Here is a 10,561-nt window from a genome sequence, read left to right on the forward strand (position 1 = left end):
TTTTAGAAGTAGGTGTCATGGTTGATAAACCTCCGCAGCTAATTGATAGATATACTACAGAGATTGTACCAGAATTGCACATCACTTCCAAAATATCAGCATGACACTACACTAGTGTTTCGTCACGCTGATATTTCGATAATGAAGAAATGTGTATAACACTTACGCGTGGTGCTAGTTGAAATATAGTTTCAATTTCTTAACAAAAAAGGTCCAACATTGTAGACTCTAGTTGGAAGAAACAGAAAGGAGTCCTTACAATGTTGAACCAACTACAGATTAAATGTTATAGTCACCGTTTGCAAGTAGAATTTCGAACTTTGTCGAAATTCTGCAAGAAACTTTATCACAAGTACGCCCCATCTCGGTTAACTCACCGTCGCAATGCCAGTCTGGTAAAGGTCCCAGACTACGAAATCATTGCATTACTTGTCTGGCAAGCTGAGGAAGGTATATCAGATTTGCCCGTTGCTGTGGCCTTTGTGGCCTTTCCAGGTCTCGTTTCAATCGCAGAGCTAGAGCGCTTCTTGGCATTACTACTCAGATCGTCAACGATCTGAACTCAAGAGTCGATCTGTCTGATCAGTACACGATCATTGACAGTCTCCCCATGCCTTTGTGTCAGCCAATCAGAAACCGCAGAGCTAAAGTTTTTGAAGGAACGCCAACATTGGCTATGTAATCACCAAGGCCTCAATCCACGATACAAAAGAAGCAAAAGAAGTGATTCCCAGTACCCATCCCGAAGGGCGCTATATCTTAGGTAATGAAGGCTATATAGGCAAACGACTGTACGAAGCTCTCAAGACAAACGGCTATATACTGTGGACACCTTACCGGAAAAATATGAAAGTTACTAAGCAACATAACAATAGAGAACTAATGGCAATTCGGCGAACAATCGAGAGTGTATTAGTACTACGGCATTAAAAACACAACTGCAATCCTCATTTTTTATGTCTCTTTTCTATGCAATAATCCATTTGATTTTTTGTACAATCCAACATGGTATTTTCCACTACTATTTGAATCTATATAACAAAATTACGATACCATTTTAGATTAAAGCGATATATAAACCGATAACTAAAAAACCTAGTTCACCAATAGTTCCTGTTAAATACGCACTTGCTAAGCTCATATACATTAAGGTTCCGTATAAAGTAATAAATATTTGCTTTCTTAGCTTATACTCATCTATCAATTTATTTAGTTCTGCAAAGAAAAAAATATATATACCTAAAAAAATAGTAGCTCCTATATAACCAAATTGTGCCATCAACATTGGCCAATAGTTGTCATTCATAAACATAGCATTGTCTTGAGGGCGAAGTCCCCAAACATATGCCAAGCCAGTCTTATAATATACAGGACTGTAGTAATCATATGAAACTTGATTACCAAAAGTACCCAGTCCTGTTCCTAGAGGAAAAAATTCTTTAGCCAAATTTATTCCTGTATTTAGCAAAAGACTTCTTGGAGAAGTTACATCTTTTATATACGTCTTTATTTGGTACTGACTTACCCCAAGCACAACGATTATTGATACTATAATCTGCCAAATTCTTATCTTCTGCCCCATTAAAAATATTAAAAGCAGCAAAATACCAACAAAAACTAAGCTAGGTCCCTTTGTTGTTGCCAAACATAGGAATAACCCCATAATTAATATCGTCTTTCCTTTAACGGAAGAATAATAGCCATCGTTTAAAGAAAGAAAAGCGATGATTTCAGAAACATTTATTCCCAAAATCCCAGGATTACCAGCAATAAACGCATAAGAAGGCAGACCAAAGCGTACTTGTGAAAAAGCACTGCTTCTATCTATAAAATAGAGTGGAATATATAAAGCAACCGCCAATAATATATATAATTCCAAAACGTTTTTTATGTTATGATATACATTCTTAACGATTTGAGGATTGCATAATTCTTTCATGGCAATAATAGCCACAAATGGCTTTAGTATCACTATAGCGTCAAGTGCCATAGGGACAATACTTAGATTGTAATTACTCTTAAAATTCCCAATCACACCTAACGCAATGGTGAACAAAACCAATACTAGTACGATAAAATTTTCTTTGCTGATTGCTTTTTTCAAAAACAGTAGAATAAATATTAAAGATAGTTCAAAAAACTCATCATAATAGGTGGCTATAGGCAAAAGTCTAGAAATAAGCGCTTGAAAAAGCAAAACAATTATAGATAAAGATATATAGTGTGAGAGAGCCTTATTTACAGAGATCTTCATATGTTATCCCGTCCATAATCTTGCTTATGTAAGTATCCTTTGTATCCAGTCTCAAATTCTTATACGACATCTTATGTATGCTACACAGTTCAAAATCTTTTTTTAACTTTTGAGCGTTAAAACGTTCATACTGCATCCTATACAGACTATGGGGAAGCATTGTTGTTTGTTTATAGGTTTTTTCCCATTCATCAGGATACTTTTCAGTAACCATCTTAAAGAATAAGTGACAAATAAAATATTCGTGCAATACATCTTCATCTTGCCAGTACATTAACATCAAATTTAAAGTTTTTCTAAGCAATAGATTATTAGGTTGCGCCTTAATAAACCAGCTATCAAAGTTTATAACCTCGTCATTTCTATATTCATTTGAAAAGACAAACATTCCATCAATACTAGCAATATCATCTATATTGCTAGACAAATATACTGTTGCGTCCATCCAAATGCCGCCATATTGCACTAAAAGAAAAAGACGTAAGATATCAGAAAAATTTGCGATTGGAATCGTTCCATTGTTGACTTTTTTGATAATGTAATCAGGGAAAGTTACATAATCAAACATATTTTCCCTGTTTAAAAGTATAACCTCATAGTCTTTCGGCTTAAATTTTTGTATGCTATTATAGCACTGTTTTACTATATTCGGTGCATTTTCAATACCACTATCCCAAAACATCCAAATTACTTTCTTTTCTTCAAAAGTCTTAAAAGTATATACTGTTTCATCGACTTTTGAAAAGTATTTGTTTTTTAACTTTTCGTAAAAGTATTTACGAAGTTGCAACCTACGTATTGTTTCACTAGACAGATTTATTTTCTCTAAAGCGTAACATATTATTTTTGGAAACAAATTACCCTGTTTTAGTGCTTGACTAAAGTATTCTTTATAACTTTTAGACATAGTCCCTCTTAAAACTTAACTTTCTAAAATATGATGAATTAAACAAGTTTGTTTAATCTTATCCTCATCAAATTTGTACGTTAGTTTATGAAACGGTGTTTGTTCAACAATTGCATTCCACATATCTTCATCATAGTCATCAAACAGCCGCAAAAGCATTTCATGTGGCGCAGCATTATCTCTTGGAACAATTTGATGCCATTCTTCAGGGTAATGTTCCATCACAATAGACATAAAATCATGCAATAAAAAATAGTCTATCATCATATTACTATTTTCCCAATATTTATAACACATCATTTTCGTTGCTTCAAGAATTCGATTGTGAGACTTCGCATTCATATACCAACTTGAAAAATAAGTGGCATTTCCATCACGGCCTGGCTTCAAACATTGATAAACAAATAATTCCGAATCAAAAAAGTAATTAGGTACCTGTTTTTCATTCTGAGTACATAACACGGTTGCATCAATCCAAGTGCCACCATACGTGGTTAAAAGCTCTAAACGTAGAAGATCAGTCATATGTGTATTGGTGATAATTCCTTGTTGCCACTTATCATAAATATAATTAGGAAAAGTAACATAATCTTTTATATTATCACTAGTTAAAACAATAATATCTTTACTCGGCAAATTTTCTTTAAGGGACTGGTAACATTTCTGAACAATTTTAGGAGCTTGATCCATACCTTGGAACCAACATACCCAAACTTTGTTGGACATCAGATGTTTTACCGAAGGATCATACCTTCTGTCAAATTCATCTAACAAGTAGCCATACCTTTTATCCATTTTCTGTTTGATTTTCAGCGTAGCTGATAGACGGAGTATTTCCAAAGATGTTCGGCTTTTACCAAGCAGAAGAAATTCTCCAATCGCTGTGCCTAAAGCTCCGCCTTTCCAGTAGCGTTTTAGCAACTCAAAACCGCCTTGTTTTTGAAACGTCTCCTTAATCCCCAATTCTCTACCTCCTCATACTAATGCTCAGTAGCTATTAGCCAATCTATTAAATTGTTGTATGACTCTATCATATTCTTAGTTGGCTTCCAACCCAAAGATCGTAATTTACTATTATCAAGCCACATATGTGTATCCGGGGCATACCCCATATTTTCCTTAGGGATATCAACAACAACCCTTTCGCCATTTCGTCCAAATTCTCGTACTACCATCTCTGCCAAGTAACTTGGTGTGAAATGTAGCAGTTTTTACCAATAATCGCGCCCGCAGCAATAACAATTCCGTTTAACTTATGCCCAAGGATTGGGCGACCTTTGAAATTGTTTCCCCCACGAACGTCATATGCTAATTTCCCATAAATTACTACTCAAAGTACTCTATTACTTGATATATCAACCTTTTAGAGGATTTCGTTGAGTTTAAGTTACAACTCAAAAAATATTATCTTAAACTTCGAAAAAGGCCGTAATAGTAGGCTTTTTAGACATTGAGTTGTAAAATCCTGGGAAATTAGCATCATAAGCAATATCCGCTGCATAGCGTCATTTGTTTTTGACACGTATGACTTACACATAAAATATTTAATCTTATTTGTCTTTGGATCAAATAACGCTTCTCTAGATGACCAGTACTTATTAAAGATAAGCATCTACGCTTGATATGCCTCAAAACTGCTTGCTTTCAAGCCATCAAAGCTACTATAATGTACACTTCCACATTTTTTCGTATTCATCAGCAATGAATTGCCAACTGTACGCATCCCTAATCCGATCATTACTTCGCAAATCATACTTTTTAAGTTCTTCATCACTCATTTGATCAGCCTTGTCAATCAAAGCAGCTAAATTGCCAGCTTCTTTGTTCCAATACAAAGCAGAATCTTGACCAACTTCCTTGTTAAAGCCAACCCCCAAGAGCAAGTTCAATCTAGTTGAGCTCAACGCTTCCAACAAACTTGGGTTGGTCCCACCAACTGAATGTCCATGGAAATAACCATAAGCATTTTCGCGAATTTTCTTCAGTAGTTCTTGATCATATACCGTACCAACAAACTTGATCCGTGAGTCCTTCTTAAAATGCAATCTTTCATCGAGTTCCTTCAAAAAGGCATTATCTTTAGTCGTGATGATTGCCAAATCCTTTTGACTGTGACTCTTCATAAATTCACGAATCATCGTCTCAAAATTGTTTTCCGGAACAAATCTACCAACGATCAAATAATACTCGTAGGGATTGAGTCCCTTTTCTGCCATCCAATCGACAAACTTAGGGTCATCATCTGCAAGACTAGATTTTTTGATATCCGCACCATACGCAACAAATGTAGTATGTGGCTTGTATTGACTGTATTCTTCCTGAATATATTTCTCAATGTTGACTGAATCACATACCAGTAAGTCAGCATGCTTTACCATGCCTTTCTCTGAAGTCTTCCAATACTGGCGAACCGGCTTAGACCATTTTGCTCGCATCCATTCATGACCATCCGGGTTTACCAACAGCTTGCCGCCTAGTTTATGGATCTGTTTCTGATACTTACCAACAAATGGTCCGATTCGGCAAGCCAGAATATAAATAATAGGATTCTGAATATTGTTATCCTTGCAATACGAAATGCTTTGCTTCAACGCTTCAATATCGTAATAGATTGCTTGCGCAGAGCCAAGCTTCTCCGGAACATAGATCTTAAAGCAATCTGCATTATGGTATTCGAAATGATACTTATCGATTGTCTTTGCTCCAATAAGCTTAGTTTCATCCATAAATCCTTTACCATTGCCTTTGCAAGCAACATGGTACTTAATGTTCGGATTATCTTGGTGGTATTCAGTCAGCTTATCGACAAAAGTCTCATAACCGCCATAATTTCCTAGCCCTTTAGAGCCAATAATAAAAATATGTTGAACCTTATTCATTGTTTCCTAACTTTATCTTGATTCAAATAAAAGCTAGTTTTTCAACTAGCTTTCTACTCTTCATACATCCCATTCGGATGAAAGATAACACCGATCGTCTTAAAAATGATCCACAAATCAAAGAAGACACTGCTCCGGTTGATGTACTCAATATCGAGTTGCACCATTTCCGCAAAGTCAGCCGCGTTCCGGCTAGTTGCCTGCCAGAGGCCACTGCAGCCTGGTTTAACCAACAGTCTCTGCTTGTCGTAGTCAGTGTACTGGTCAACCTCATTCGGCAAAGGTGGCCGGGGCCCTACCAGCGACATGTTGCCAATCAGCACATTCCACAGCTGGGGCAACTCATCTAAACTATGAGCCCGAATGAACTTGCCAACCTTGGTAATCCGTGGATCATCATGCATCTTGAACATGGCGCCTTCAACTTCATTCTGATCCAAGAGTTCCTTCTTCAGCTTCTCAGCATTGACCACCATAGACCGGAACTTGTAGATCCGGAATGGCTTTTCGTCCTTGCCAATTCTGATCTGTGAATAAAAGACCGGACCGCCATCTTCACCATGAATCTTGATTGCCAGCCACAAGAAGAGCGGCGACAACAGAATCAAAGCAACTAAAGAAGCCAGGAAATCAAAGAGACGCTTAATCCCATGGTAGAGAGGGCGGCCCTTGACTTTGGACTGTTTAACATATGCTGGACTGCTGCTATATCCCATATCCATTTTTTCCTCTCCTTCATCCAAATTTCTACTTTAAAACAGACATAAGAACTTCTTGCGCTTCTTCGGTAAAGGTTGCCAGTTCAAGTAAACCGGATCGCCATTGATTACCGCTTGCGCATTGTCCAAGTACTTCTGTTTCTTTTCTTCACCAAATTCCTTTGCCAACTTGTCTAGTGCTTCACCCAGTTGGTATTGCCGTCTTGGCAAATCATGAGCATCACTGGCAAAGAAAGCACATTGTCCAGCCTTGATAAACTCCCGGCTGCAGTCTTCAATTTCTTTACCAAACAAGCCGGTATATGAGCTGGCAGTAATCTGCACCAAAACTCCCATTTCCAAGAATTCCTGCAGCTTCTGCGGATTTGCAAGAATTTCTTTATTCCGTTCTGGGTGAACAATGATTGGCGTAATCCCTCTTCTGGTCAGTTCGTACACCATGTTCTTGGTGTAATGTGGCACTTCATTGCTTGGCAATTCCAAGAGCATGTAGTGGCCATCTTCATCGCAGAAGAGGATGTCATCATTGTCAAGGGCTTCAGTTAAGCCACCTGATAGTCTAACTTCATGTCCTGGAAAGACCGTCAGCGGAATACCCGCTTGGTCAATCCGGTCTTGAAACTCTTCCGTCAGCTTGATCACATCTTGCTTGTGGTTGGTGTAGCGGCCATTTAATGTGTGTGGAGTACACAAGGCATGGGTTACACCATCCGCAACCGCAGCTCTGGCAAGCTTAAGTGAAGCCTCCCAAGACTTTGAACCATCGTCGATCCCTGGCAAGATGTGACAGTGTAAATCAACTACCGGCATGAGCTACTTCTTTCTCCCAAAGAGACCCTTCTTCTCCTTTTCTTCGCCATAACCGTAGCCATAGCCGTATCCATAACCATATCCATAACCGCCATCCCCATCGGCATCAACATCGTTCATAACATAACCCAAGATTGTTGAATTAGTCAGCTTAAGCAGCTCAACTGCCCGCTTAACTGCTAACTTCTGTGAATGTGCCTGCCGCACAACCAAGATCGTTCCGTCCAAAGAACTGGTCAATTGCTGGGTTTCACCCGCATCCAAAATTGGCGCCAAGTCGATTACGACCATGTCGTATTCTTGCTTCAAGACTTCAATCAAATCCAACATATGCTTGGAAGACAGAAGTTCTGAAGGGTTTGGCGGGATTGGACCAGCGGTCAAGATTGACAGGTTTTCCACGCCACTTTCCCGGATCACGCTGCTTGCATCCATCTCCTTGCCCCGGCTAGTCAAAAGAGTTGTTAAGCCGTTGCTGTTGGAAACATTGAAAGTAGGGTGAAGAGTTGGCCGGCGCAGGTCCGCATCTATCAAGATTGTCTTTTTACCAGCTTGAGCCATAGTAACTGCTACATTTGCACTGACAGTAGACTTGCCGGTACTAGCCATGTCTGAGGTAAAGGCGATCGTCTTTACTTCTTTATCAACGTTCATGAAGTTGATGTTGGTCCGGATGTTTCTGAACTGTTCTGAAATAACGCTTTGTGGGTTAGCCAAAGTAATCAGCTTGACCCCGTTCTTCATCGATTCGTTATCTAAATGCTTCTTTCTACCGAATGCCATGCTAACCTCCTAAACCCGTCTTCTGGAACTGCCGCGCTTTTCAGCTGTCTTAGCCGTAAAGGTCCAGTCCTTTGGCATCGTGATGCTTGCAATTTCACCCAAGTTGGTCAAGCCAAGTTCGTTAGTCATGAATGAATCTTCCCGAACAGTCGTGTCCGACAAGTCCTTGATAATGATGATCAACAAGCTGATTACCAAACCAGCTAAAACGCCAACAGCAGTAATCATTTTTACATTTGGGAAAGACTTGGTTCCCTTAGGTGCTTCTGCAACAATCGTCACGTTGTTGACATCCATGATCTTAGGAATCTGTTCCTTAAATTCCTTGGCAACTGCATTAGCAATTGCCTGGGCCTTGGCTGGCGTTTCAGCCGTAGCTGACAAGGTGAAGACCTGGGAAGAAGTCGTAGTGGTTACTGAAACCGCACTAGCCAATTCACTTGGGGAGATTGAGTAGCTCTTGCTTTCCCGCTTGTAAACTGCTGGCTTAGCATTAACCGCCTTCTTAACCAGGGCTCTAGTACCATCATCATTAGTCTTGTAAACAGCCTTCTTGGCTGGAGTTGCCTTCTTAACAAGAGTTACTGGGTTAGCCAGGTACTTGGATGCACCCTTTAAAATAACGTTACTAGTGATAATGTCCTTGTAAGTAGTAACGGCGTTAATGTCGGCTTGCTGGTTGGTATAGGCCTGGTTAGCATCTGCTGACTTCCGGTTGACCAATAATTGGGTGCTGGCTGTGTACTTCGGCACTAACACGTATTCTGCAACCCCATAAGCAATCAAGCCCAGACCGATCATCCAAATCAAAATGCTAATAATGTGCTTTCTGATTAAGATGAAGAGCCTGCGCAGGTCAATGGTTACTTCTTCATTATTCTGTTGTTCAGCGCTCACTAGTTATCCTCCTTATAAACGTTGACATTCTTAATTTCTAAAGTTTGCCGGATATTGTTGGAAATCCGCTGTCTTTCCTTAGTAGACATGATTTCAACTTCCATGTTGCCGAATCTTTGATTGTTGACGCTGCTGCTCTTCCCTTGAGCGTAGTCTGACTTGACATTGTCAGTTGACCCTTGGTAATTCATGGCCAACTTAATCATGTCGTTCAAACTTAGATCAGTCTGCATGCTGTCACCCAAAGATTGCATGAATGAGCTGTTTAAGATGGTCTTGTATGACACGCTCTTCTTAATTGCAGCCATCATCACCAGCCGTTCACGCTCCTGGCGGCCGTAGTCTTGCCGCGGGTCACCGTGGCGGAGCTGAACAAAGGCCAAAGCCTTCTTGCCAGAGATGTGGTACATCTGCCCCTTCTTGAAGGAGTAGCCCATATTGTCAAAGGTCAATGGAGAGATGACATCCACCCCGCCCATCTTGGTGATGATCTTCATGGTACTTGCCCAGTTAACCAGGACATAACCATCAATCGGCACGCTGTAGTACTTATCCAAAGTCTTGATCGTCTCGCTAACCCCGCCCAAAGAGTAGGCGCTGTTCAGCTTGATCGGTGAAACCTCCGGGTAATCCGGCAGGTTAACCTTGGAGTCCCGGGCGATCGTGGTTACCCGCGTCTGCTTCTTACTTGGATTGACCGTGACGAACATCATCAAGTCAGTCAAGCCGTGGTAGTTCTTTACGCTCCGTCCTTCAGCCCCGGTGTCAGTCCCCAGAATCAAGAGGTTGACTGGCTTCTTGGCATCCAGGATCTTGTCTAAGCTGGACCGGTTCTTGTTTGACTTGGTAGACTTTGAAACCGGCGTGTACATCGTCGTCGCTGCATCCCTGGCATTCTTATAAGCATGACCGATTACTAATAACGCTGCCAGCAGCAAGACCCCAACAATTCCCGCGATCCAGCGGCCGATATGGCGCTTACGGCGGCGGTGATGGTGGTGGTGATGAACACGACTTTGATCAGGTTCGTTCATAATTATCTTTTCTTACTCTCCTTATATTCCATACCCATTTTTTATCTCTATTTTTCCTAGAACATAACTGTTATTGTTGGATAAGCATTGCTACTATCACATGCACAATCCATGATATTACTTCATTATACAACATGTGATCTTCCCAAAAAAGGTTTAAATCGTTTCCAATCTATTTCCATGGATCAAATCTCCTTAAAATTCGCCAATTGCAAGAATAAATTGAACACTTACCATAACATCTAGCAGATTTTGACTATCTACGCCGGTAAATGCGG

General features: G+C 40.0%; 9 protein-coding genes and 1 pseudogene. 1 reads left to right on the plus strand and 9 read right to left on the minus strand.

Going from position 1 to position 10,561, the window contains the following annotated elements; all coding sequences use genetic code 11:
* Positions 1-263: 263 nt before the first annotated feature.
* Positions 264-912: pseudogene (locus FD23_RS06875) on the plus strand (transposase); the annotation flags it as partial.
* Between the two features lie 145 nt (positions 913-1,057).
* On the opposite strand, the gene FD23_RS06880 reads toward FD23_RS06875, so the two are convergent.
* The 9 genes from FD23_RS06880 to FD23_RS06925 all read right to left on the minus strand — a co-directional run bounded on the left by FD23_RS06880 (position 1,058) and on the right by FD23_RS06925 (position 10,283).
* Entirely contained in the window at positions 1,058-2,254 is a 1,197-nt protein-coding gene (locus FD23_RS06880; RefSeq protein ID WP_025896395.1) for a hypothetical protein, read from the minus strand.
* On the minus strand, positions 2,235-3,161 hold the full coding sequence (locus FD23_RS06885) for a capsular polysaccharide synthesis protein (protein WP_025896394.1): 927 nt from the start codon (positions 3,159-3,161) through the stop codon (positions 2,235-2,237). The genes FD23_RS06880 and FD23_RS06885 overlap by 20 nt, the downstream gene beginning before the upstream one ends.
* A 15-nt stretch (positions 3,162-3,176) precedes the next feature.
* Complete coding sequence (locus tag FD23_RS06890) at positions 3,177-4,124, minus strand: capsular polysaccharide synthesis protein (RefSeq protein ID WP_025896393.1); 948 nt, start codon at positions 4,122-4,124, stop codon at positions 3,177-3,179.
* Positions 4,125-4,822: 698 nt separating this feature from the next.
* The gene (gene cps2T / locus FD23_RS06900) at positions 4,823-6,040 is read right to left on the minus strand and encodes a beta 1-4 rhamnosyltransferase Cps2T (protein WP_052933785.1); all 1,218 of its coding nucleotides are present in this window, start codon (positions 6,038-6,040) and stop codon (positions 4,823-4,825) included.
* Positions 6,041-6,093: 53 nt separating this feature from the next.
* The gene (locus FD23_RS06905) at positions 6,094-6,762 is read right to left on the minus strand and encodes a sugar transferase (RefSeq protein WP_025896381.1); all 669 of its coding nucleotides are present in this window, start codon (positions 6,760-6,762) and stop codon (positions 6,094-6,096) included.
* Between the two features lie 30 nt (positions 6,763-6,792).
* Positions 6,793-7,569 carry a tyrosine-protein phosphatase gene (locus FD23_RS06910; protein WP_025896380.1) on the minus strand — a complete coding sequence of 259 codons (777 nt, stop codon included), beginning with the start codon at positions 7,567-7,569 and terminating at the stop codon, positions 6,793-6,795.
* A gap of 3 nt (positions 7,570-7,572) precedes the next feature.
* Positions 7,573-8,352, minus strand: a complete 780-nt coding sequence (locus tag FD23_RS06915; protein WP_052933786.1) for a CpsD/CapB family tyrosine-protein kinase — start codon at positions 8,350-8,352, stop codon at positions 7,573-7,575.
* A 9-nt stretch (positions 8,353-8,361) separates the two neighbouring features.
* Complete coding sequence (locus tag FD23_RS06920) at positions 8,362-9,249, minus strand: YveK family protein (protein WP_025896377.1); 888 nt, start codon at positions 9,247-9,249, stop codon at positions 8,362-8,364.
* Entirely contained in the window at positions 9,249-10,283 is a 1,035-nt protein-coding gene (locus FD23_RS06925) for an LCP family protein (protein ID WP_052933787.1), read from the minus strand. The genes FD23_RS06920 and FD23_RS06925 overlap by 1 nt, the downstream gene beginning before the upstream one ends.
* Positions 10,284-10,561 lie beyond the last annotated feature (278 nt).

It is taken from the genome of Lactobacillus delbrueckii subsp. delbrueckii DSM 20074 = JCM 1012 (genome assembly GCF_001433875.1).
GTDB classification, from domain to species: Bacteria; Bacillota; Bacilli; order Lactobacillales; family Lactobacillaceae; genus Lactobacillus; species Lactobacillus delbrueckii.

Coding starts and splice junctions, on each gene's coding strand:
- FD23_RS06905 (WP_025896381.1), bottom strand. CDS start 6,762: ATGGATATGGGATATAGCAGCAGTCCAGCATATGTTAAACAGTCCAAA.
- cps2T (WP_052933785.1), bottom strand. CDS start 6,040: ATGAATAAGGTTCAACATATTTTTATTATTGGCTCTAAAGGGCTAGGA.
- FD23_RS06910 (WP_025896380.1), bottom strand. CDS start 7,569: ATGCCGGTAGTTGATTTACACTGTCACATCTTGCCAGGGATCGACGAT.
- FD23_RS06880 (WP_025896395.1), bottom strand. CDS start 2,254: ATGAAGATCTCTGTAAATAAGGCTCTCTCACACTATATATCTTTATCT.
- FD23_RS06915 (WP_052933786.1), bottom strand. CDS start 8,352: ATGGCATTCGGTAGAAAGAAGCATTTAGATAACGAATCGATGAAGAAC.
- FD23_RS06885 (WP_025896394.1), bottom strand. CDS start 3,161: ATGTCTAAAAGTTATAAAGAATACTTTAGTCAAGCACTAAAACAGGGT.
- FD23_RS06925 (WP_052933787.1), bottom strand. CDS start 10,283: ATGAACGAACCTGATCAAAGTCGTGTTCATCACCACCACCATCACCGC.